Genomic DNA, 22,925 nt, shown 5'->3' with positions numbered 1-22,925 from the left:
TTCAGTCGGGATTCAAACGTCAAATTCAATCCACTAGTGGTCTGATTCCGACATTTGCATCCCTCTGATACAGGCGCCGAGCAAATGTCGGAATCAGACCACTAGCAGGCAATGTGGGATAGCCCAAACGAACTGTTCGACCGCTGAAGTTTAGTCCAATTGGGCTGTTCGCCATCATACCTTTGGTCCGAATAAGGACCATACCTGTGAGATGCTTCTTCCAGAACTGGGAGAAGCGCAATGAATGCCGTTCTGGATCATCCGATACAACATGACGGGCTTAACAGGCTTCGGGACAAACATCTTTTTCGCGAGCTGGGCTATATCGACGGGCGGTGGGTCGCAGGCGACAAGGCCGAAACGTTTGCCGTTCTCGATCCCGCGACGGGAAAACGGCTGGCCCGCGTGGCAAGCCTGAGCGAAACACAAACTACCCTTGCCATCGATGCCGCTCAGAAGACTTTTCCGGAATGGCGCAACAGGCTGCCGCAAGAGCGGTCGGCCATTTTGCGCCGCTGGTACGAACTCGTTTCGGCAAACCGTGACGATCTCGCCCTGTTGATGACGCTGGAGCAGGGCAAGCCACTGGATGAATCGCGCGGTGAGATCGACTATGGCGCGGCTTTCATCGAATGGTTTGCGGAAGAAGCCAAACGGCTCAACGGCGAAACCATTGCCAGCCATCTGCCCAATGCGGAAATGCTGGTGCGACGCGAAGCACTGGGTGTCGTGGGATTGGTGACGCCGTGGAACTTTCCCAATGCCATGATCACCCGCAAAGCCGCAGCCGCCATTGCCGCCGGTTGCCCGGTTGTCGTGCATCCGTCGTCGGAAACACCGTTATCCGCGCTTGCACTGGCCGAGCTTGCGGAACGTGCGGGCATGCCGGCCGGCATTTTCAATGTGGTGACGGGAAAGGCCGCACCGATTGTCGATATCCTGTGCCGGGACGAGCGCGTGCGGGCGTTGAGCTTCACCGGTTCGACCGAAATCGGCAAGCTGATTGCCACAAAATGCGCAGCAACCGTCAAGCGTCTGGTGATGGAACTCGGCGGCCACGCACCTTTGATCGTCTTCAACGATGCCGATATCGACCGCGCAGTCGATGTTGCCATGGCGGCAAAATTTGCAACCTCGGGGCAGGATTGCCTTGCTGCCAACCGCATCTTTGTCCAGCGCGATATTCTTCCCGCTTTCACAAAGGCCTTCGCAGCACGCATCCGCAGTCTCAAAACCGGCAACGGTCTCGATGCGGATGTAGAGATCGGGCCGATGATGCATGGCCGTGCTGTCGATAAGATCGAGGAGCATGTGCGTGACGCAAAAAAGCGCGGCGCAAACATCGACGTCGGGGGCGGACGCATTGGCGATCACTCGCTTTTCTTTGAACCGACATTGCTCACCGATGTGCCCGATGATGCCGCGATCATGCATGAGGAAACATTTGGCCCTGTCGCCGCGGTCTCTGTCTTTGATGGCGAAGACGAGGTGATCGCACGGGCCAACGCCACGCAATATGGTCTCGTCGCCTATGTGGTCACCACAAATGGTGCGCGGCAACTGCGCATGGGACGCGCGCTGGAATATGGGATGGTTGCCATCAACCGCGCAAAAATCACCGGCGCGCCAATCCCGTTTGGCGGCTGGAAGCAATCCGGGCTTGGCCGCGAAGGCTCCCATCAGGGCATCGAAGCTTTCACTGAACTCAAATATCTGTGCATCGATACCGCTGCGTGAAAGCGTGGCGACCAGAAAGGATCATAACCATGTTGAACAACAGCAATGAACTCACCGCCTGGGATCGCGATCACTTCTTCCATCCTTCCACGCATATGGGGATGCATGCGCGCGGCGAAACACCAACGCGCGTGCTGGAAGGCGGCGAAGGCGTTTATATTGCCGATGTGAATGGCCGCAAAAGTCTCGATGCCTTTGCGGGTCTTTATTGTGTCAATGTCGGTTATGGCCGCACGGAAATCGCCGATGCGATTGCGGAACAGGCACGCAAGCTTGCCTATTATCATGCCTATGTCGGTCATGGCACGGAAGTGTCGATCACGCTTGCCAAGATGATTATAGACCGTGCACCCGACCATATGAGCCGCGTTTATTTTGGCCTGTCGGGTTCGGACGCCAATGAAACCAACATCAAGCTGATCTGGTACTACAACAATATTCTTGGCCGCCCGGAAAAGAAGAAGATCATTTCGCGCTGGCGTGGCTATCATGGTTCGGGCGTGATGACAGGAAGCATGACCGGTCTTGCGACCTTCCATAACGCCTTCGATCTGCCGCGCGCACCGATCCTGCATACGGAATCGCCGTATTATTTCCGCCGTGCGGATCGTTCCATGAGCGAAGAACAGTTCGCGCAACATTGCGCCGACAAGCTCGAAGAAATGATCCTTGCCGAAGGGCCGGATACGATTGCAGCCTTCATCGGCGAGCCTGTTCTGGGCACAGGCGGCATCGTGCCGCCGCCCGCAGGTTACTGGCAGAAGATTCAGGCCGTTCTCGACCGCTACGACATTCTGCTCGTAGCCGATGAAGTGGTCACAGGCTTTGGCCGTCTCGGCAGCATGTTCGGTTCCGATCACTACGGCATGAAGCCTGACCTGATCACCATCGCCAAGGGGCTGACATCGGCCTACGCGCCCTTGTCGGGTTCAATCGTCTCCGACCGCATGTGGCAGGTGCTGGTGCAGGGGTCGGACAAAATGGGGCCGATTGGCCATGGCTGGACCTATTCGGCACATCCGATCTGCGCGGCTGCGGGCGTTGCCAATCTCAACCTTATCGACAAGCTGGGCCTCGTGGAAAATGCCGGTTCGACGGGAGCCTATTTCCGCAACGCGCTGAAGGATGCACTTGGCGACCACAAGCATGTCGGCGAAATTCGCGGCGAAGGCCTGATGGCGGCAATCGAGTTCGTTGAGGATCGCGACGACCGCGCGTTTTTCGATCCGGCACTGAAGATCGGCGCACAGGTTTCGACGGCGCTTCTGGCCAATGGTGTTATCGGGCGCGCCATGCCTGAGGGTGACATTCTGGGCTTCGCGCCGCCGCTCTGCCTCACACGCGAAGAGGCGGACAAGGTCGTCGCCGCGACGCAGAAGGCGGTTTCGACAGTCTTTGCCTGATGATCGAGGCTCGATGCGTTCTGCCGCATCGAGCCTCGCTATTGCTTCATGGGCAGGCCCTGGACTCAATTCCTTGCAATGATCTCCTTGCCGGAAATCACCAGCCGGACGCCAAGCGCGCCGGTCTTGCGGCGGGCGAGAAAGCGCGGGCGACGGCGGAGCGGCTCCTGCCCCTGACGGCGGGCCTGCGGCTGGCCGGTACGGACCGCACCGGTGTTTTCATAGAGAGGACGGGCAACGCCGTCTTCTTCCACCAGCATCATCGGCAGGTTGAAAGCGGAGGCCCATACGCGCCAGTCGGCGGCGACATCGGTCAGGTCATGCGCCACGAGAAGCGGGACCGAGAGCTGCGGGTCCTCATGCATCAGTTCCAGCGTGACGGTGATCTCGCTAAATTCGTCTTCCACGGCACGGGCCGCAACGCCGACGAATGCATTGGCGGGGAGCGCGATGGACATGGGCAGGCCGCTCGACGGCAGAACCTGCCGGATCACCGCGCCGCGCTCATTGATGGTGAAGGTTACGTCGCTGCGTCCGTCGCGGGTCGCATAGGTCACGACCTGCGGAAAGTGAAACGGATCGAGCCGCAGTTCACGGCCGGCCCAGTCGGGCTTCAGTCCCTTGCTCATCATTTTCGACGCCTCTGTCTCTCTGTCTCTTTGTTTTCGAGAGCCGGTTATCCCGGCTTCCCTGTCGAGCTTTTGCTCTTCGTTGAGTTGGAGAATAGGCGGCGATCCTTACCCACGAGCTTAACGAGTTGGGTTAACTTTTTCTTGGCTTGTCCTTTGGTTATCAGAATGCAACCGGGTGTAAGAATTCGGAAATTCTTCTGAAGAAGCGTTTACTAAAATTCGGCGCCCCTCTCCCGGACAGAGTTTGACGAAACTCCCGCTTCGAACTATTCTGTATTACAATTCGAGGGAATAACTATGAAAAATCAGTCATTGTCAGACCCGATCACCATGCGTGTTCCGCGCGATGTGCTGGCCCAGATCGAAGAGATCGCCAGCATTTCGGAACGCAGCCGAAGCTGGGTTATCGTCCGCGCGCTGAAGGCCTATCTGGCGGCAGAGGGCAAGGAAATCAGAGAGATAGCCAGTGCCCGTCGCGCCATCGAAGATGGCGAGGGTTTTGACCTGGACACGATCATCGATGAAGCCGAAGCGACCATCAAGGGTGCGGCTGCGTGAAGGTTATCGTCTCTCCGGCTGCGCGGGACTATATCAAATCCGAGATCGCTTATCTGAAACTGCGCAGTCCGCGCGCGGCACTTCGGTTGAGCGAAGATCTCAAGCGCGTGAAACGCGACCTCGTCCATTTCTCGCAAATGAGACATTTCACGGAAGAATTGCCCATTCCCGGCGTCCGCCGCTTTGTCATGGGAGCCTATCTCATCGACTACGAAATTCGCGGCGGAGATATCCTGATCTTTTGCATCCGTCATGGCCGCGAACGCCCACCGGCAATCCCGCTGGATGACGATTTCGACTTCGAACAATCGTAAGAAAAAGCGGCTTTTCCTGTTGGAAAAACCGCCTTGATGTTCCTACAGCACCTTGCCGGGGTTCATGATGCCCGCCGGATCGAAGGCCGACTTGATGCGGCGCATGAGATCGAGCGCGACATCCTGCTTGAAGAAGGCCAGTTCCTCACGCTTCAACTGACCGATGCCGTGTTCGGCCGAGATCGAGCCGCTATAGCTCGCGACGATGGTGTGGATACGGTGGTTCAGTTCGTGCCAGCGGGCAATGAAAGCTTCCTTGTCGGCGCCGACCGGCTGCGAAACATTATAATGCAGGTTGCCATCGCCGATATGGCCGAAGCAGACGATGCGCGCGCCGGGGATCATCTCCAGCGTCGCGGCATTGGCTTCGTGGATGAATGCGGGGATCGAGGCAACCGGCACGGAAATATCGTGCTTGATCGAGCCGCCTTCCGGCTTCTGCGCCCAGGACATTTCCTCTCGCATCTTCCAGAAGGATTGCGCCTGCGCCACGCTTTCGCCAATGGCGGCATCCTGAATGATGTCGTTCTCGAAGGCCTCCGTCAGAATGGTTTCCAGCGTCGTGCGCGCATCCTCTTCCGAGCGCGAGGACGAAATGTCGATCAGCACATACCAGTCGTGCGGGCCTTCCAGCGGATCGCGCACGCCTTCGACATGGCGCACGGTAAATTCCACGCCGATGCGCGGCATCAGCTCGAAGCCGGTCAGCGACGGGCCTGCATGTTCCGTCGCAAGCTGGAACAGGCGCAGCGCGTCTTCCGGGCTGCGCAGGCCCGCATAGGCCACGCCCTTGCCTTTCGGCTGGGGGAAGATTTTCAGCACCGCCGCCGTGATCACGCCGAGCGTGCCTTCCGAGCCGACGAACAGATCTTTCAGGTCGTAGCCCGTATTGTCCTTCTTCACATAGCGAAGGTCGCTCAGGATTTCGCCGGTCGGCAGGACGACTTCCAGACCGAGGCAAAGCTCGCGCATATTGCCATAGGCAAGAACCGCGGTGCCGCCCGCATTCGAACCGAGATTGCCGCCGATCTGGCACGAACCTTCGGCGCCAAGCGAGAGCGGAAACAGGCGACCGGCCTTTTCCACTGCGTCCTGAAGGTTCTTCAGGATCACACCCGCTTCGAGCGTCACCAGATTGCCCACCGTGTCGAGATTGCGAATGCGGTTCATGCGGCCCAGCGAAAGAACGATCGCCGCACCGCTTTCATCCGGCTGCTGTCCGCCGACGAGGCCGGTATTGCCGCCCTGCGGCACCACCGGCGTCTTCGTTTCGCTGGCAAGCTTCATGATCGCGGCGACTTCTTCCGTCGAACCGGGTCGCAGCACAAGCGGCGAGCGGCCATGGTAGAGGTCACGCTGTTCGATGAGATAAGCCGCAATGTCTTCCGGTGCGGTGAGTGCGTTCTTTTCACCCACAATGGCAGCAAAGCGTTCGATCAGGGCAGTATCCGGCATTTTTGTCTCTTATATTAGTGAATACTAACGCGGGGCCGCCGCGCGTTTCAGACGGTCGTTGATGGCCTCACCAAGACCTTCGAAGGGAATGGGTTCGACGGCAATCGTGGCGGCGCCCGTCGCATCGAGCCTACGCATGAAGTCGAACAGATTGGCCGCTGCCTCGCGCAGATCGCCGGTCGCGCTCAGGTTCAAAACCGCGCCCGGCTCGCCCGCCACGCGCGTCGGCCCAAAAGCCAGAAGCGCTTCGCCCGGTTTCACGTCACCAACCGCCAACCGCATCGCGGCATCAGGCGCGTAATGCGATTCCATCATGCCCGGTGCGATAATATGTGCCTGAATGGCGGCACTTTGCGAAACGCGTTTCAGCCGATGCCCGAGAAAAGTTTCGATCTCTTCCGCAGCCAGTCCGCCGGGACGCAACAGGCGCACCGTATCGCCTTCCGCCTTCACGATGGTCGATTCCACACCGACGCCGCAAGGCCCGGCGTCGAGAATCAGGTCAATCTTGTCGCCCAGATCATCCGCCACGGCCTTTGCATTTGTCGGGCTGATGCGCCCGGACGTATTGGCGCTGGGTGCGGCGACCGGATGATCGAGAACCTTTATAACGTCACGCACCCGGCCCTTCGGCATTCGCACCGCAAGAGTGCCTAAGCCCGCTGTCACCAGCGGATGGATGAGCGATTTTTCCTTGAGAGGCAGCACGAGGGTGAGCGGCCCCGGCCAGAATTTTTCCGCAAGGGCGCGCGAAACCGGGTCGAAGGTAACATAACGTTCGGCCATTGCGAGGTCTGCCACATGCGCGATCAGCGGATTGAACTGCGGACGCCCCTTGGCGGCAAAAATCCCGGCCACGCCTTCGCCATGGGTGGCGTCGGCGGCAAGGCCGTAGACGGTCTCGGTCGGAATCGCGACAAGCCCGCCGCGCTGCAAAATATCCGCAGCGCGGTGGACAGCATCGTCATCGAAGGTCACGATTCCGGTCACGTATCATCCCGCGATCTTGGAGAAATCGGCAACCTTGCCGGTGGCCGTGCGGATCAGGTCGAGCAGTGCAAGGCGATTGGCGCGGACATTCTCGTCCTCGTCATTGACCAGCACAGCTTCAAAGAAGGTGTCAACAGGGCCACGCAGCTTGGCAAGCGCCAGCATAGCACCGTTGAAATCCTCGCGCCCGATTGCAGCTTCCGCTTCGGTTGAAGCCAGAGTGACGGCCTCGAACAGCGCCTTTTCTTCCGCTACTTTCAGAAGCGAGGCATCGACCTTATCGGCGACCTTGGTGCCCTTCTTTTCTTCGGCAGCGAGAATATTGGCGGCGCGTTTGGTTCCGGCCAGAAGGTTCTTGCCGTCTTCCTCGTTGATGAAGACGATCAGCGCCTCTAGACGACGAGCTACCAGCAGCAGATTGTCAGCATCCGGCGTCAGCACGGCATCGATGGCGTCATAGCGTGCGCCTTCATCCTTCAGATGGACCTTGAACCGGTCGTGGAGGAAGGACAGGAGATCGGCCAGCACCGGCTCGGCATTTTCTTCCGTTGTCGCGCGAATTTCCGTCTCGAAATTACGCAGTGCATTATCGACGTCCTGCTCGCCATCGACATCGCCGGAATTTTCCGCAGCAAGCTTTGCTTCGAATTCACGCAGCTTGCGCTGAACCTGACCTTCCTTCAGAGCGGCAAAAGCCGAACGCAGAAGCGGCAGGAGCGGGAACTTCCATTCCTGCGACAGGAGAAGGCGGATCACACCCAGTGCCGCGCGACGCAGCGCATAAGGGTCTTTGGAACCCGTCGGCTTTTCGTCAATCGCCCAGAAACCGACCAGCGTGTCGAGCTTGTCGGCCAGAGCCACGGCAACCGAAACCGGATTCTTCGGCACCACGTCCGACGGGCCTTGCGGCTTGTAATGTTCTTCCAGAGCGGCAGCGACGGTTTCGTCTTCGCCCTGAAGCAACGCATATTTGCGGCCCATCGCGCCCTGAAGTTCAGGGAACTCGCCCACAACTTCGGTCTGTAGATCGGCCTTGGAAAGAATAGCTGCACGGGTGGCAAGTTTCGGATCGGCACCAACCAGCGGCGCAATCTGCGCAGCCAGTTCGCGGATACGCTCGACGCGCTGCCCTTGCGTGCCCAGCTTGGCATGGAAGGTCACATTCAGCGCATCCAGACGCGCCATGCGCTGATCGAGCGGCTTTTTCAGATCGAGGCCGAATTTTTCAGCCGATGCGGCAAGCTTGTCGAGATCGGGCAGATCGTGCTGGTCAGTATGCCAGAAATAGAGCGCATCGGAAAGACGCGCGCGCACCACCTTGCCGTTGCCATAAGCGATTTCCGTGCCGCCATCCTTCGCCGCGACATTCGACACGAGGATAAACTTGTTGGACAGCGCTTGCGTCCCGCCTTGCTTGCGCGTGACAAAACACTTCTGATTGGCGCGGATGGTGAGGCGAATGACTTCCGGCGGGATGGCCAGAAATTCTTCCTCGAATTCGCCCATCAGCACGACCGGCCATTCGACAAGGCCGGAGACTTCTTCCAGAAGCCCCTCGTCCTCGACCAGTTCCAGACCCGACGCGAAGGCGAGATTATGCGCATCCTGCGCAATGATCTCCTTGCGACGCTCGGCGTCGAGCACCACGAAAGCCTTTTCGAGCTTTTCGACATAATCGTCGAAGCGGCGCACCTTGATCGCCTGACCGTCGCTCAGGAAACGGTGGCCATGGGTGACATTGCCCGACCTGATGCCGTCAACATCGAAATCGATGACCTGCGTTTCCTCGGTTTCGGGACCGAAAGTGCACAGGATCGATTGCAGCGGACGCACCCAGCGAAGCGCACCCGGCTTTGCCGACGCCACGCCCCAGCGCATCGACTTTGGCCATGGGAAATTGCGGATCGTCTGCGGCACCAGTTCGGCGATAATCTCTTCGGCTGCGCGACCGGGCTTTGTCAGATGCGCGACATAGAAATCGCCCTTTTTGGGATCGGAATGCACATGCGCCTGAGAAACATCGCTCAGGCCAGCCTTGCGCAAAAAGCCCTGAATGGCCTGCTCCGGCGCTTTGACCGAGGGGCCCTTCACATCCTCATGCACATCCTTGGAGCGCACGGTGAGGCCACGAATGTCGAGCGCCAGACGACGCGGCGTCCAATAGGCGGTCGCGGCTTCATAGGTCAGGCCCGCATCGACCAGACCATCGGTGATCGCCTTTTTCAGATCGCCAGCGGCCTTGCGCTGCATGCGCGCGGGAATTTCATCGGAAAAGAGTTCGAGCAACAAATCAGGCATCAGCGTACGCCTTCCGCATGCACATTATTTAGTTTGTCCGTCCTCGCTTCGCTGCGGGCGGACGGCGTAGCCGGAATTTCTTCGAAGAAGAGTTCGAGCAACAAATCAGGCATATCACTCACCCTCACGCTTGAAATTGCAACCACCGGCATCCGTCAACAGGAACGCTTCGCCGCACTGGCGCGCAAGGTTGCGCACACGCAGGATATAGCTCTGGCGCTCGGTGACCGAGATCACGCCGCGCGCATCCATCAGGTTGAAGACGTGGGATGCCTTGATGCACTGGTCATAGGCCGGGAAAACGCATTTATGTACATTCCCTGTCGTGCCTTCGGCACTCCCCGCCTCTTGTGGAGCGCCAGCCTTCAGAATGGCCTCGCATTCGCGTTCGGCATCGATGAAATGCTGATGCAGCATTTCCGTATTCGCCATTTCGAAATTGTAGCGGGAATATTCCTGCTCGGCCTGAAGAAACACGTCGCCATAGGTGACTTTCTCGTCGCCTTCCAGACCGTTGAAGTTGAGGTCATAGACATTGTCCACGCCCTGCACATACATGGCGAGGCGCTCCAGACCATAGGTCAGTTCGCCGGAAACCGGCGAACATTCGATGCCGCAGACCTGCTGGAAATAGGTGAACTGCGACACTTCCATACCGTCGCACCAGCATTCCCAGCCAAGGCCCCACGAACCCGTGGTCGGATTTTCCCAGTCGTCCTCGACAAAGCGCACGTCATGCAGGTTCATGTCGATGCCGATGGCCTTCAGCGATCCCAGATAGAGGGCCTGTAGATTGGGCGGGCTTGGCTTCAGGAGAACCTGATACTGGTAATAGTGCTGAAGACGGTTCGGATTTTCACCATAACGGCCATCCTTCGGGCGGCGTGACGGCTGAACATAGGCCACGTTCCACGGGCGCGGCCCGAGCGCGCGCAAGGTCGTCGCCGGGTGCAGCGTACCCGCGCCCACTTCCATGTCGTAAGGTTGCAGGATGGCGCAACCGTGCTCCGCCCAATAATTATGGAGCGTCAGGATCAAGCCCTGAAAGGAACGTGTGGGATGCATATGTGCTGGCAACGTACTGGACACCGGTAGGGCCTCGTTCTTGAAATGATGGCCCGGTCTAATTTGTCAGCAACGCAGGGTCAAGCACAGGCTGCCGGTTTCGGTGTCACACCACCTTGAAACCGGCATGGCAGTCTGAGTCCCTAGTCGGTATTCGGCTTTTCCGGCTTCTGCCCGTCCTGCCTCGTCGCATTGGCGGAAGAGCGGCCCGGAACATCCGGCAGGCCCTTCTTCAGCTTCGCCTCGATCTTGACGAGGTCTTCCGGCTCCGGCTTGCCCGCAATGGCATGGTTCCACTGGAAGGTGGCTTCAAGAAGCCGCCCCGCCCGCCAATAGGCGTCGCCCATATGGTCGTTGATGGTCGGGTCTTCCGGGCGCAGCTTGACCGCCTTTTCCAGTTCCGCCACGGCTTCGTCATAGCGGCCGAGCTTGTAATAGGCCCAGCCGAGCGAGTCGACGATATAGCCGTCCTGCGGACGCAGTTCGACCGCCTTCCTGATCATGCCCAGCGCTTCGTCGAGGTTTTCGCCCCGGTCCACCCAGGAATAGCCGAGATAGTTCAGCACCTGCGGCTGGTCGGGATAAAGTTCGAGCGCCTTGCGGAAATCCGGTTCGGCCTTGTCCCATTCCTTCAGCCGCTCATGGGCGATGCCGCGCTGATAGAAGACCGGCCAGTCCTTGCGCTCCGGCGTCTTGATCTCACCCACCGCAGCGTCGAAAATCTTCGCCGCGTCGGCGAAATTCTTGTCCTGTGCATAGACGCCGCCGAGCGCCAGATAGGTGCGCATGTCGCTCCTGTCGCGGTCGAGCAGTACCTTGAGCTGCTTGATCGCTTCCCCCGGCTGGTCGTTTTCCGCCAGATTGAGCGCGCGCTGCATCTCCGCATCGCGGCGATAAGGCGACTTCTCCGGCACGCGGCCATAATAGTCGATAGCCTTTTCCGGCTGGCGCAGTTTCGCGGAAATATCGCCGAGCTGGTAAAGCGTCGCGTCATTGCCGGGACGCAGCGGCAGCGACATTTGCAGATAGAGCCTGGCGAACGCTTCCGCTCCGCTGCGGTTGATCGCGGTGCCGAGCGTATAAAGCGCTTCCGCGGCACCTTCCTGCGCGGTATTGACCAGACGTCCGTATTTCTCGCCCGCTTCGATCTTCTCGCGCATTTCGGTGATCGTCATGCGGCCGTTCAGAAGTTCGGCGGCATCGTTGAGCGTCTTGATCGCGCCTTCCCTGTCGCCCTGCCGGAGCTTGAACGAGGCATAGGCCATCACGATGCGCTCATAGGTGTCGGGTGCGGCGCTGCCGCCCGGACGGTCGTCGATCGCCTGCTGGTAGAAGTCGCGGGCTTCCTGCTTCCGCCCGGCCAGATCGGCGATCAGCGCCGCATTATAAGTGCGGAACAGGCCATACCATTCCGGCCCCTCCATCTTGCGGACATCGGCCAGCGCCTGTTTCGGATTGCCCTGCCCGACCTTGACCCAGGCATTCATGAAGCCAGTGGCAAGCCGGTCCATGTCGGATTGCAGCGACAGCATCAGAAGCGGCCCGACCTTGCGATACTGCTTGCGGCTGATGGCGTCGATGGCCAGCGCCACGCGCGAGAAACGCTCGATCCCGGTGACGTCTTTCAGTTCCTCCGCCAGCGGCAGGGCGTCCTTGAAACGGCCTTCCGTCAGCAGGACCAGCATCAGGTCCTGCTTGATCTGCGAATTGCCGGGGTCGAAAGCCATGGCCTGCCGGTAGAAATCGACGGCGGCGGCGAGATTGTTGTCGGCTTCCGCGGTGCGGCCCGCGAGATAGGCGCCGGCAAAGGAACCGGCCCGGACAGGCGGCGGTGCGGGCTCGGCGGCAGCCTTGGCCATGGTTCCGCTCGTCGAGATCGCAATTCCCGCCAGAAGCGAGAGCAGCAAACCGTAAAGCGGACGATTTTTCGATCCATGCCGCATAAAGCCCTATCCTCTTCTCAAATCCCTGTGACAGATACCGGCAAACAGGTCCCGGAAGCCGGGCACACGGTCTCTTTGCCGGAAAAGGCACCCCAAGCATGGCCTTTTTGGGATGGCGGAGCAAGAAAAGCATCCGTGACGGGACGCTTTTCCTAGAGCGGTTCCTGTTTTGACTGAATCGTTGGAACCGCTCTAACTACTTGTTTTTACGCATTACCCTACGCAAAACCGCTTCGCACTTTTGCTGGAAATGCTCTAAAGCGTGTTGCGTTCAATCGTGTTCAGGCAACACGCCTTAAGCTTTTGTTTTTACGTATGTCTTTATCCCAAAACCGGTTCCCGCTTTCGGGAGACATGCTTTACCTATTCTTGCCCGCAAAAAGCGCTGGCCGGAGTTTTCCGGCGTCGCGGATCAGTTGACGCGGCTGATGCAGAAATCGATGACCTCGATCAGCGCGTCCTTTTCAGGCGAGGCGCGCAGGGGCGAGAGAGCGTCGCGGGCAATCTCGCCGAAATGGCGCGCGCGCTGCACCGTATCGGCAATCGCGCCGTGCTTCGTCATCAGGCCGAGCGCCTTTTCCAGCGAAGCGTCGTCGCTCGCGCCGTCCTCGATGGCGCGTTTCCAGAAGGCGCGTTCGTCGTCGGTGCCGCGACGATAGCTCAGAATCACCGGAAGCGTGATCTTGCCTTCGCGGAAATCGTCGCCGGTATTCTTGCCCAGATCGGCAGCGGAACCGCCATAATCCAGCGCATCGTCCACGAGCTGGAAGGCAAGACCGAGATTGAGACCGTAATCGCGCAGCGCCGCGCGGTCGGAGCGCTGTGCGGCGGCAATGATCGGCCCTACTTCGGCGGCAGCGGAGAACAGGGCCGCCGTCTTGGCCTTGATGACGGCCAGATACTCGTCTTCCGTGGTTTCCATGTTCTTGGCGGCGGCAAGCTGCATCACTTCGCCTTCGGCGATGACCGAAGCCGAGGTCGCCAGAACGTCGAGCGCATCGAGCGAGCCGACATCGACCATCATCTTGAAGGCCTGGCCGAGCAGGAAATCGCCGACGAGAACGCTCGCCTGATTGCCCCAGATCATGCGCGCGGTGCTTTTGCCCCGGCGCAGGTCGCTTTCGTCCACCACATCGTCGTGGAGCAGCGTCGCCGTATGCATGAACTCGACCGAGGTCGCCAGACGGACATGGCCGTCGCCCTCATAGCCGAACATGCGGGCGGCGGCGAGCGTCATCATGGGGCGCAGGCGCTTGCCGCCCGACGAAATCAGATGATTGGCGACTTCCGGAATCATTTCGACATCGGATCCGGCGCGGGACAGGATCATCTCATTCACACGCGCCATGTCGGCCTTTGTCAGGTCGACCAGCGGCTGAACCGATCCTTCCTGCTTCTTTTTACCGTCCAGATTCAGAACCACACCCAATGCCATTTCTCCTAGCTGTCCGGTCACACTATTGAAACAGACCGGATTGCTCAAGACGCAACTGCCCCCACTGCGCGCTCCAAGCGTTACTCTTCCATCGCCTGTTCATCATTGAAGGAAGCTGTTGTCAATGCGGTGCATTCGCTACAAACTGTTCAAATGATCGAACTTATCCGCACGAATGATTCCGTTCTGCTGTCCTTTGCGGAGGCCCTGATGAAGGAGGCCGGGATCGCCTATTTCATTGCCGACACCAATATGAGCATCATCGAAGGTTCGCTGGGCGTTTTGCCGCGCCGTCTTCTGGTCAGCGAGGATCGTCTGGAAGAAGCGCGGCGGATACTCATCGACGCCAAGATCGAGCATGAACTGCGCGACCGATGAATTCCAAATTTGTTCCCGACGCACAGGATGAAGTCGAAGAAACGCTCGATGTGTTTCATCGCGGTACATTTCATCTCGTTCAGCCCGCAATGAAGGGCCATCGCTCCGGCGTGGACGCGATGATTCTGGCAAGTGCTGTTCCGAACGGTTTTTCCGGGCGCGTCGCCGATCTTGGAAGCGGCGCGGGTGCGGCGGGGCTTGCCGTCGCCGCCCGCTGCCGCCAGGCGCGGGTAACGCTTGTCGAGCGGTCCGGTTTCATGGCCGGCTTTGCCCGCAAGACGGTCGCGCATCCGCTCAATGCCGCACTGGCGGAACGCCTCGACGTGGTCGAGGCCGATGTCGCCCTGAAGGGCAAGGCCCGCATCGCGGCGGGACTTGGCGATAACAGTTTCGATTTCGCCATCATGAACCCGCCTTTCAACGAAGCGCGCGACCGCAGCACGCCCGACCCCTTGAAAGCGGAAGCCCATGTCATGCCGGAAGGCATGTTCGAACAATGGGTGCGAACGGCAGCGGCCATTGTGAAACCGGGCGGCGGCATCGCCATCATTGCGCGGCCCGGCTCCATTCGCCCTATTCTCGATGCGCTGTCGGGGCGGTTCGGCGGATTGAAGATCGTTCCGGTTCATCCGCGCGCCGATACGGCCGCGATCCGCATCGTCGTCGCAGGCATACGCGGCAGTCGCGCCGGCCTGTCGCTGATGCCCGCCCTCGTTCTCCACGGTGACGAGGGACACGGCTTCACCCCGCGCGCCGATGCGATCAATAACGGCCTGGAAGCCCTGCTGTAACAACCTCGCGGCTTCGGCGTTTCCGCCGAAATATGGCATGGCGGACCGATTTTGATTGAAACCGGGTACCCGAGCCAATATCTCTGAATCGCAATTTTCGTTCTGCGGCCCCGCCGCCCTTTTCCGAAAAAGCGCCGTAACCATACATGCACACGACAGGCAACGGGAACCGATGAACCACACCACAGATCAAAGCCGCCCCATATCCATCATGCGACGCTTCCTCGATAGCGAAGCTTCCGGCGGCTTGACCCTCATGGCAGCGGCGGCGCTTGCGCTGATCGTCGCCAACTCGCCCTACTCCGAGGTCTATTTCCACGCGCTTCACGTCTATATCGGCCCGCTCAGTCTTTCGCACTGGATCAACGATGCGTTGATGGCGGTGTTCTTCCTTCTGGTCGGCCTGGAAATCAAGCGCGAATTCCTCGACGGCCAGCTTGCGAGCTGGCCCAACCGGATGCTACCCGGCATCGCGGCGGCGGGGGGTGTGATTCTGCCCGCAATTATTTTCGTCGTCCTCAATAATGGCGACCCCGCCAAGGTGCGCGGCTGGGCCGTGCCGTCGGCGACCGATATCGCCTTCGCGCTCGGCGTGCTGTCGCTGCTCGGCTCGCGCGTGCCATCGAGCCTCAAGGTGTTCCTGGCAACGCTTGCGATCCTCGACGATCTTGCCGCCGTGGTCATCATCGCCATTTTCTATACGGCCGAAATTTCCATGCCCTATCTCGGCGGCGCATTCGCGACGGCCCTCGTGCTGTTTGCCATGAACCGTCTCGGCGTCATGAGGCTGCTGCCCTATCTGGTCGGCGGTCTGGTGCTGTGGTTCTTCGTGCTGAATTCCGGCGTCCATGCGACCGTCGCGGGCGTCGTGACGGCGCTGATGATTCCGCTGAAACCGGCTCCCGGCAAGCCGGACGACATGACTTCTCCGCTCCATATACTCGAACATGCGCTGGCAAAGCCGGTCGCCTTCATCATCGTGCCGATCTTCGGTTTCGCCAATGCGGGCATTTCCTTTGCCGGTCTCCATTCGTCCGTTCTGGGCGACACGCTGACGCTCGGCATTCTGCTCGGCCTCTTCGTCGGCAAGCAGCTCGGCGTTTTCGGCGCCGCTTGGCTCGCGATCAAGACCGGCCTCGCGCAAAGGCCGCTCGGCGCAAGCTGGATCCAGCTTTACGGTGTGGCGATCCTGTGCGGCATCGGCTTTACGATGAGCATTTTCATCGGCCTCCTGTCCTTCCCCTCCGACCTCATGCAGGCGGAAACGAAGATCGGCGTTCTGGCAGGTTCAGTGCTTTCCGCCGTCTGCGGCTATCTCCTGCTGCGGGTGGTCTCGAAGCCGAAGTGCCCCGAATAGCCGGAGCCTGATCGACAAGATGTCGGGGCCGTCCAGACCCGCCCGGAGAAAATCGAAAAATCCGGGCGGTTTTCTTTGTGTTTGCAATATTGTTTCCTACATTGTCTCAAAAGAATTTTCATTGGAGCCAGCCTTGCCCGGATTACTGACACGCCTCATTCCCCGACGCTTTCGCCCGGTTTCCATCGAAATCCCCGTCGTGAGGCTTCACGGCGCCATCATGTCCGGCGGTTCGGCCTTCCGGCCATTGCTTTCGCTGGCATCGACCGCCGCCCTTCTGGACAAGGCTTTCAGCGACAAGGAAGCCCCTGCCGTCGCCATTTCGCTCAATTCGCCCGGCGGCTCGCCGGTGCAGTCCCGGCTGATCTATCGGCGCATCCGCGACCTTGCCGCCGAACACCAGAAAAAGGTTTTCGTCTTCGTCGAGGATGTCGCGGCGTCCGGCGGCTATATGATCGCGCTTGCGGGCGACGAGATCATCGCCGACCCTTCCTCCATCGTCGGGTCCATCGGCGTCGTCTCGGCTTCCTTCGGTTTTCCCGAACTGCTGAAGAAGATCGGCGTGGAGCGCCGCGTCTATACGGCAGGACAGAACAAGGTCACGCTCGACCCGTTCCAACCCGAAAAGAAGGCCGATATCGAGCGGCTGAAATCGCTGCAACTCGAAATCCACGAGACTTTCATCGACATGGTGAAGGAACGTCGCGGAAGCAAGCTTGCCGACGATCCCGATCTATTCACCGGTCTTTTCTGGACCGGGATCAAGGGGCGCGAGCTTGGGCTTGTCGACGGGCTTGGCGACATGCGCAGCTTCCTGCGCAAGACCTATGGCGACAAGGCGAAACTGAAGCTCGTCGAAGCCAGGCGCGGCCTTCTGGGGCGCAAGGTGCCCGGCGTCGATATGGCGCTTGGCGGTATCGAACCCGCGGCGATCGCGGCGCATCTTGGCGACGGCCTGCTTTCGGTTGCCGAGGAGAAGGCGCTGTGGGGCCGTTACGGCCTGTAATCCCGAAACCGGTTCCCACTTTCGGGAGACATGCTTTCGCCGACGAAATCGGCACCGATTTCGCATCAATGCTTTGAATTTCTTCCTTTCACCATGATATGGTGTGAGAAAGCCGGGCAAACGCTCAGTTGACGCTCCGTTATTGTACCTTTGAGGACTTGAGGCCATGCCCCAGCTCATCTTTCTGCTGCTGATCATCGCCGCCGCCTGGTATGGCTACCGCTCGTTCAAGCGAGAGGCCGCGCGCGTGTCGCAAAGAGTGCGCCAGGCCGAAAAGGAAGCGCAGAACCGGGCGCACGGCACGCTGGTGCAGGACCCGAAGACTGGCGACTATTACGTCAGGAAGGATTGAGGCCCGAACCGGAAATGACGGTTTCCATGACTGCCGCACGGTCTGCGCCGACCGGAATACCGGAGCCTGTCACGCGTCTGGCGCCCGCGAAAATCAATCTCGCGCTTCATGTCACCGGACGCCGTCCCGACGGCTATCATCTGCTCGACATGCTGGTGGTCTTCGCCCGTTTCGGCGATCTCGTTCGCATCGAAACGGCGCATGAAGACAGTTTCAGCGTCAGCGGCCCCTATGCGTCGCGCATTCCGCTCGATGACAGCAATCTGGTGGTGAAAGCCCGCGACACCCTGCGCGGCCACGTCCGCCGGGAACTGCCGCCGGTCGCGATCCATCTTGAAAAGAACCTGCCCGTCGCCTCCGGCATCGGCGGCGGATCGAGCGATGCCGCCGCGACATTGCTCGCGCTCGACGAAATCTGGGCTCTCGGGCTTGGCTTCGAGGAGCTTGTCCGGCTCGGCCTCGGCCTCGGCGCCGACCTGCCCATGTGCCTGCACGGCGCCGCCAACGGCACTCCGCTTGCCGCGCGCGGCATCGGTGAGGAACTGACCCCGCTTGCCGGTCTGCCGGACCTGCCCATGCTGCTCGTCAATGACGGCACGGCGGTTTCGACCCCCGACGTGTTTCGCGCGCTCGACAGGCGCGACCATCCGGCGCTGGCCCTTTCCACGCCGAAGGAAATCGGCACGCTTTGCGCCTATCTGCAAAGCACGCGCAACGACCTTTTGCTTCCCGCGCTGAAACTTGCGCCGCAGATCGGGGCCAAGCTTGATCTGCTCCGGGCAAACGGCGCGCTCCATGCACAGATGTCGGGGTCGGGTGCAACCTGTTACGCGATCTTCAGCGACATGGGGGCCGCAAGACGGGCCGCAGCCACCATTGGCACCTTGAAACCCGACTGGTTCGTCATCGCCACCCGGACAGGCCCCTCTCGCCAGAGCGCGTTTCGATCTGATTGAATCAGATCGGCGCTCGGATTATGCTCCAGTCAAAGCATGTCTCCCGAAAGTGGGAACCGGTTTCGGGATAAAGACATGCGTCAAAACAAAAACTTAAAGCATGATCGGATGTTTGAGCCGAACCGGCTTCAGCCGTTGCGCAAGCTGATCGAACGAAACGCCGCCCAATAGCAAGGGCCTGAGTTCCTCCAGCCGGACGAGGAGACCGGCATCGAGCGTTGCCCTGCCGCCGAGCAGTTTTCTGACATTTGCGAAGCCGCCCTCTCCCGGCAGTGAAAACCGCGCCGGGCCGCTCTGGCTCTCCATGTGGCGGCGCGCGATCTCTTCCCACCCTTCTCCCGGAATGGCGCCCGGTTTCAGGATCAGAACCCATGGCGTCCTGATTTCATCGAGAGCGGCCCCGATTTCCGCCTTGCCGTAAAGCGAACAGCCCGCCCCTTGCGCGACCAGAGCCGTTTCGTCCGACGATCCCCGGTCGATCACATAGACCCGGCGCAGCAATCCATCCACCACCGCAGGCACCAGAGCCGAGAGCGTATGGGCCAGAGGCCGTTCCGAATTGAGGGTTTCGATGAGCGCGGACAACATGGGCGCTTCATATATCAAGAATGCGTGAACGAAAAGCTCGCCCATATATGTTCTTGATTTGTTCTGTTTTCTGCGATAGGAATAGATTCATCGCAGACAGAGCGGACGGCAAGCCCCCCTTGCGGGAATGCCGTTCCATCGGGCCGCGAATGCTTCAGGAGATGAATATGGAAGTCATCCAGCACGCAGATGTCGTCGGGCAAGCCGACCGGGCCGCTTTCGGTACCGGGCGGGCGGATCATGCCAATGCGCTGATCGGTGAAGCAGGCTTCAGGATCGATCACGGCCGTCGGCGCGGGCGCGGTGCGGGCATCAACCCGACCGGACGCTTCGAGCCGATGACGCGTCAGGATTTCGACGACGGCTGGACCACGCTGGAAGAACTGCCGCCGTTCAAGACCGATGTGCAGGTGGAAAAGCCGCGCACGATCATCACCCGCAACGATTCCCCCGACATCAATTTCGACCGCTCGATCAATCCCTATCGAGGCTGCGAGCATGGCTGCATCTACTGTTTTGCGCGCCCCACGCACAGCTATATGGGATTGTCTGCCGGGCTCGACTTCGAATCCCGCCTCTTCGCCAAGCCGGACGCCCCGCGCCTTCTGGAACGGGAACTGGCCAAACCGGGCTATCGCCCGAAGACCATCGCCATCGGCACCAATACCGATCCCTACCAGCCCATCGAGAAGAAGTGGCGCATCATGCGCGAAATCCTCGAAGTTCTGGAGGCTGCCAACCATCCGGTCGGCATTGTCACCAAATCGGCGCTCGTGGTGCGCGACATCGACATTCTGGGCCGCATGGCCGAAAAGGGGCTGGCGAAGGTCGCCCTTTCGGTGACGACACTCGACGCGCATCTGTCCCGCACGATGGAGCCGCGCGCTTCCACGCCGACGCTTCGCCTTCAGGCCATCCGCAGGCTGAACGATGCGGGCATCCCCACCTCCGTGATGATGGGGCCGGTCATCCCCGGCATCAACGATCACGAGATCGAGCGTATTCTGGACGCCGCCTATGCGCAGGGTGCCCGCGAGGCGGGCTATGTGCTCCTGCGCCTGCCGCTGGAAGTCGCCCCGCTGTTCAAGGACTGGCTTCTGCGCAATTATCCCGACCGCTATCGCCACGTCATGTCGCTGGTGCGCTCCATGCGCGACGGCAAGGATTACGATGCGGAATGGGGCAAGCGTATGCGCGGCAGCGGCCCCTATGCCTGGCAGATCGGTCGCCGCTTCGAGATTACGGCACGCAAGCTCGGCTTCAATGCCCGACGGCTGCAACTGCGCACCGATCTGTTCGAACCGGTCGAAAAAGGGGGCAAACAGCTTTCCCTGTTTTGAACATTCCGCATCTGCGGAAATATCCGCTCTCCCCGATGACCGCACGGATTTTCAAGCTGCCAGTATTGCCAGTCGCGAGTTCGGTTTCCGTCTGATTTCTATTCGGACGGAGGGGTAACCTGCTTTCACGCCACCATCCTCGAGCAGGGCCCTTGCGGAGAATTGGAAGCAATGCGAGCATCGCCGCCAAATGATACGCTCGGCTTCTGATTCTCCGCTTCTTTTCGACCTGCCGCTCGCCCCGGATTTTTCCGAGGAAAGCCGTTTGCTTTCGCGCGGCCTGAAACATATTGCCGGCATCGACGAAGCCGGACGCGGCCCCCTGGCCGGGCCGGTGGTTGCCGCCGCCGTCGTGCTCGATGCGAAAGACCTGCCGGAGGGGCTGGACGATTCCAAGCGCCTCACAGCGGCAAGGCGGGAAGCGCTTTACGAGGTCATTCTGGCAAAGGCCGTCACCGTTTCGGTTGCAAGCCTCAGCGCGCGCAGCATCGACCGCAGCGATATCCGCAAGGCAGCGCTTGAAGCCATGCGCCGGGCCTTTGTCGGCCTCACCCTGCGGCCCTGCCATGCATTGATCGACGGACGCGACGTACCGCCCGGCCTGCCCTGCCCTGGTTCGGCGCTGGTCAAGGGAGATCAGCGTTCCATTTCGGTTGCCGCCGCCTCCATCGTGGCGAAAGTAACCCGCGACCGAATGATGACCCGCGCCGGTGCTGTCCATCCGTCCTATGGGCTTGAGGCTCATGCCGGCTATGGCACCAGGAGGCACCGCGCGGCCATTGAAAGCGACGGTCCCGTTCCGGGCATCCATCGCTATACATTCGCGCCGATCAAGGGCCGCTTCAGCCTTTAGGGTCAATCCGGTTCAATCAGATCGACGCTCGTCAAACAGTCGCAAGTTTTGCGCCGAAACCAATCAAAAGCGCGGCAAAGCCGAAGCGCTGTACGGTCTGTATCAGGGGATAGCGTTTGAAGAGCGAGCCGAGCGACGAACCGGCACAGGCATAGACCACGTCGAAACACAGGCCCACGGCGGTCATGATCGCCCCCATCAGCGCGAACTGTCCGGCGATGCTGCCCTTTTCGGGATGGATGAACTGCGGCAGCAGCACCGAGCAGAAGAGCAGCGCCTTGGGATTGAGGAGATTGGTGAGGATGCCCTTACGCGCCGCCGCCAGATAGGATGACCGCTTGCGGTCATGGGGCGCGGAGCCATCCGGCAGACGCAGCGGAGAACGCAGAATGCCGATGCCGAGCCAGACGAGATAGGCCGCACTTGCGATGCGCACGATCTGGAACAAGACGGGCGCGGCGTGAAAGAGCGCTGCCAGCCCCATACCGGCAAGCGCGACATGACTGGCGCGCGCCACTGCCAGACCCGATGCCGTCGCAAGCGCGTGTGCGCGCCCTTGTGATGCGCCGGTCTGCAACAACAGGATCATGTCCGGTCCCGGAACCAGAAAAGCCGCTGCCAGCGCACCGGCAAAAATCCACATCTCGCTCAACGACATAACCCTCCGCGAGCGCGGGGGCATCTGCCTCCCAGCCGCTCCTGTGTTTCCTGCCCGCCGCCCGGCTTTCGCGCCGAATCCTAAGGCAATAACGGGAAATTATCGCCGGCGGCCGAAGCATGTCCTTGCGATTCATGGCGTGAAGTGATGAAATAATGGCATGTTGTACCAATTTCTCATTCGCTAAAAATCAAACATGCCAAAATTGAAACTCGACGCCATAGACCGGCGCATTCTGGCCGCCTTGCAGGATGATGCACGACTGACCAATGTGGAACTGGCGGAGAAAGTCGGCCTTTCCCCTTCGCCCTGCCTGCGGCGGGTGCGAATTCTGGAAAAGGCGGGCATCATTCAAGGCTATCACGCCGCGCTCGACCGCAATGCGGTGGGGCTTGGCCTTACCGTTTTCGTCGGCATCAGGGTCGAGCGGCACCACGAGGAAACGGCGACCGCATTTCGCACGTCGATACAGACCTTGCCGGAAGTCTATTCGTGCCATCTGGTTTCGGGAGAATCCGATTTTCTGTTGCAGGTGGTTGTGCCCGATCTGGCCGGTTACGAGCGTTTTCTTTCCGGCACACTGCTCCGCCTTCCGGGCGTAATCGACATTCGCAGCAATTTCGCCATCCAGACCGTCAAGGCGCAGGCCGCCCTGCCGCTTGCCCAACTGACAGAACACGCCAATAACTGACGAGCAGAGCCGAACGGCAGTTCGAGCCATGGTAACGGCCCGATTGCTACCACCTGTTGAAGCAAGACCTCGTGACGTAAGACACGTCTTTAGCGGCGTCGTTAATGACGTGTCTTGAGATTGAG

The 22,925-nt window shown here is 60.1% G+C and carries 22 protein-coding genes and 1 pseudogene; 14 read left to right on the top strand and 9 right to left on the bottom strand.

The genetic code is table 11. The features are described from left to right. Window positions 1-240 precede the first annotated feature (240 nt). Both FHS76_RS21760 and FHS76_RS21755 read left to right on the top strand, forming a co-directional pair. Complete coding sequence (locus tag FHS76_RS21760) at window positions 241-1,737, top strand: NAD-dependent succinate-semialdehyde dehydrogenase (RefSeq protein WP_183658276.1); 1,497 nt, start codon at window positions 241-243, stop codon at window positions 1,735-1,737. A gap of 29 nt (window positions 1,738-1,766) precedes the next feature. After that, window positions 1,767-3,140: an aspartate aminotransferase family protein gene (locus FHS76_RS21755; RefSeq protein WP_183658273.1), complete on the top strand. Its 1,374-nt coding sequence runs from the start codon at window positions 1,767-1,769 to the stop codon at window positions 3,138-3,140. A gap of 65 nt (window positions 3,141-3,205) precedes the next feature. Here FHS76_RS21755 and FHS76_RS21750 read toward each other — a convergent pair whose 3' ends face one another. After that, on the bottom strand, window positions 3,206-3,772 hold the full coding sequence (locus tag FHS76_RS21750) for a DUF6101 family protein (RefSeq protein ID WP_183658270.1): 567 nt from the start codon (window positions 3,770-3,772) through the stop codon (window positions 3,206-3,208). Here FHS76_RS21750 and FHS76_RS22675 point away from each other — a divergent pair. The 3 genes and pseudogenes from FHS76_RS22675 (at window position 3,762) to FHS76_RS21740 (ending at window position 4,644) form a co-directional block, all read left to right on the top strand. Then, window positions 3,762-3,973, top strand: a pseudogene (locus tag FHS76_RS22675) (hypothetical protein). The gene FHS76_RS21750 and the pseudogene FHS76_RS22675 sit on opposite strands and share 11 nt — an antisense overlap. A 96-nt stretch (window positions 3,974-4,069) precedes the next feature. After that, entirely contained in the window at window positions 4,070-4,330 is a 261-nt protein-coding gene (locus FHS76_RS21745) for a CopG family ribbon-helix-helix protein (RefSeq protein ID WP_183658267.1), read from the top strand. Continuing rightward, window positions 4,327-4,644, top strand: a complete 318-nt coding sequence (locus tag FHS76_RS21740; protein ID WP_183658264.1) for a type II toxin-antitoxin system RelE/ParE family toxin — start codon at window positions 4,327-4,329, stop codon at window positions 4,642-4,644. The genes FHS76_RS21745 and FHS76_RS21740 overlap by 4 nt, the downstream gene beginning before the upstream one ends. A 42-nt stretch (window positions 4,645-4,686) precedes the next feature. Here FHS76_RS21740 and FHS76_RS21735 read toward each other — a convergent pair whose 3' ends face one another. From FHS76_RS21735 to FHS76_RS21710, 6 genes are all read right to left on the bottom strand, one after another. Continuing rightward, entirely contained in the window at window positions 4,687-6,099 is a 1,413-nt protein-coding gene (locus FHS76_RS21735; protein ID WP_183658261.1) for an FAD-binding oxidoreductase, read from the bottom strand. Between the two features lie 24 nt (window positions 6,100-6,123). Continuing rightward, complete coding sequence (locus tag FHS76_RS21730) at window positions 6,124-7,089, bottom strand: L-threonylcarbamoyladenylate synthase (RefSeq protein ID WP_183658258.1); 966 nt, start codon at window positions 7,087-7,089, stop codon at window positions 6,124-6,126. A gap of 3 nt (window positions 7,090-7,092) precedes the next feature. Next, window positions 7,093-9,387: a glycine--tRNA ligase subunit beta gene (glyS, locus tag FHS76_RS21725; protein ID WP_183658242.1), complete on the bottom strand. Its 2,295-nt coding sequence runs from the start codon at window positions 9,385-9,387 to the stop codon at window positions 7,093-7,095. Between the two features lie 114 nt (window positions 9,388-9,501). Next, window positions 9,502-10,452 (bottom strand): glycine--tRNA ligase subunit alpha, encoded by a 951-nt coding sequence (locus FHS76_RS21720; protein WP_183658282.1) that lies wholly within the window; start codon window positions 10,450-10,452, stop codon window positions 9,502-9,504. Between the two features lie 143 nt (window positions 10,453-10,595). Beyond that, complete coding sequence (locus FHS76_RS21715) at window positions 10,596-12,395, bottom strand: tetratricopeptide repeat protein (RefSeq protein ID WP_183658239.1); 1,800 nt, start codon at window positions 12,393-12,395, stop codon at window positions 10,596-10,598. Window positions 12,396-12,807: 412 nt separating this feature from the next. After that, on the bottom strand, window positions 12,808-13,824 hold the full coding sequence (locus tag FHS76_RS21710; protein WP_183658279.1) for a polyprenyl synthetase family protein: 1,017 nt from the start codon (window positions 13,822-13,824) through the stop codon (window positions 12,808-12,810). Between the two features lie 159 nt (window positions 13,825-13,983). Between FHS76_RS21710 and FHS76_RS21705 the strand changes: the two genes are divergently transcribed. The 6 genes from FHS76_RS21705 (at window position 13,984) to FHS76_RS21680 (ending at window position 18,670) form a co-directional block, all read left to right on the top strand. Further along, window positions 13,984-14,208, top strand: coding sequence for a putative signal transducing protein (locus FHS76_RS21705; RefSeq protein ID WP_183658226.1), 225 nt, complete (start codon window positions 13,984-13,986; stop codon window positions 14,206-14,208). Then, complete coding sequence (locus FHS76_RS21700; RefSeq protein WP_183658223.1) at window positions 14,205-14,999, top strand: tRNA1(Val) (adenine(37)-N6)-methyltransferase; 795 nt, start codon at window positions 14,205-14,207, stop codon at window positions 14,997-14,999. Before FHS76_RS21705 ends, FHS76_RS21700 begins: the two co-directional genes overlap by 4 nt. A 172-nt stretch (window positions 15,000-15,171) precedes the next feature. Next, complete coding sequence (gene nhaA / locus FHS76_RS21695; protein WP_183658220.1) at window positions 15,172-16,356, top strand: Na+/H+ antiporter NhaA; 1,185 nt, start codon at window positions 15,172-15,174, stop codon at window positions 16,354-16,356. 133 nt (window positions 16,357-16,489) lie between these two features. Next, entirely contained in the window at window positions 16,490-17,362 is an 873-nt protein-coding gene (locus FHS76_RS21690; RefSeq protein ID WP_183658218.1) for a S49 family peptidase, read from the top strand. Between the two features lie 166 nt (window positions 17,363-17,528). Further along, complete coding sequence (locus FHS76_RS21685; protein WP_183658215.1) at window positions 17,529-17,714, top strand: hypothetical protein; 186 nt, start codon at window positions 17,529-17,531, stop codon at window positions 17,712-17,714. Window positions 17,715-17,740: 26 nt separating this feature from the next. Next, window positions 17,741-18,670, top strand: coding sequence for a 4-(cytidine 5'-diphospho)-2-C-methyl-D-erythritol kinase (locus FHS76_RS21680; protein WP_183658212.1), 930 nt, complete (start codon window positions 17,741-17,743; stop codon window positions 18,668-18,670). A 93-nt stretch (window positions 18,671-18,763) separates the two neighbouring features. Here FHS76_RS21680 and FHS76_RS21675 read toward each other — a convergent pair whose 3' ends face one another. Then, a complete protein-coding gene (locus FHS76_RS21675) occupies window positions 18,764-19,258 on the bottom strand; it encodes a glycosyltransferase family protein (protein ID WP_183658209.1) in 495 nt (164 codons plus the stop codon). A 167-nt stretch (window positions 19,259-19,425) separates the two neighbouring features. On the opposite strand from FHS76_RS21675, the gene FHS76_RS21670 reads away from it, so the two are divergent. Together FHS76_RS21670 and FHS76_RS21665 are read left to right on the top strand one after the other, a co-directional pair. After that, complete coding sequence (locus FHS76_RS21670; RefSeq protein WP_183658206.1) at window positions 19,426-20,598, top strand: PA0069 family radical SAM protein; 1,173 nt, start codon at window positions 19,426-19,428, stop codon at window positions 20,596-20,598. A 190-nt stretch (window positions 20,599-20,788) separates the two neighbouring features. Then, entirely contained in the window at window positions 20,789-21,451 is a 663-nt protein-coding gene (locus FHS76_RS21665; RefSeq protein WP_183658203.1) for a ribonuclease HII, read from the top strand. 31 nt (window positions 21,452-21,482) lie between these two features. Here the strand turns inward: FHS76_RS21665 and FHS76_RS21660 are convergent, their stop codons facing one another. Beyond that, the gene (locus FHS76_RS21660) at window positions 21,483-22,109 is read right to left on the bottom strand and encodes a LysE family translocator (protein ID WP_235992845.1); all 627 of its coding nucleotides are present in this window, start codon (window positions 22,107-22,109) and stop codon (window positions 21,483-21,485) included. A gap of 196 nt (window positions 22,110-22,305) precedes the next feature. Between FHS76_RS21660 and FHS76_RS21655 the strand changes: the two genes are divergently transcribed. Next, a complete protein-coding gene (locus FHS76_RS21655; RefSeq protein WP_183658197.1) occupies window positions 22,306-22,800 on the top strand; it encodes an Lrp/AsnC family transcriptional regulator in 495 nt (164 codons plus the stop codon). Window positions 22,801-22,925: the final 125 nt, after the last annotated feature.

The organism is Brucella daejeonensis, from assembly GCF_014199265.1.
In the GTDB taxonomy this organism is placed as follows: domain Bacteria; phylum Pseudomonadota; class Alphaproteobacteria; order Rhizobiales; family Rhizobiaceae; genus Brucella; species Brucella daejeonensis.
The sequence above is the reverse complement of the archived record's forward strand: the minus strand, read 5'-3'. Positions and strand labels throughout refer to the sequence as shown.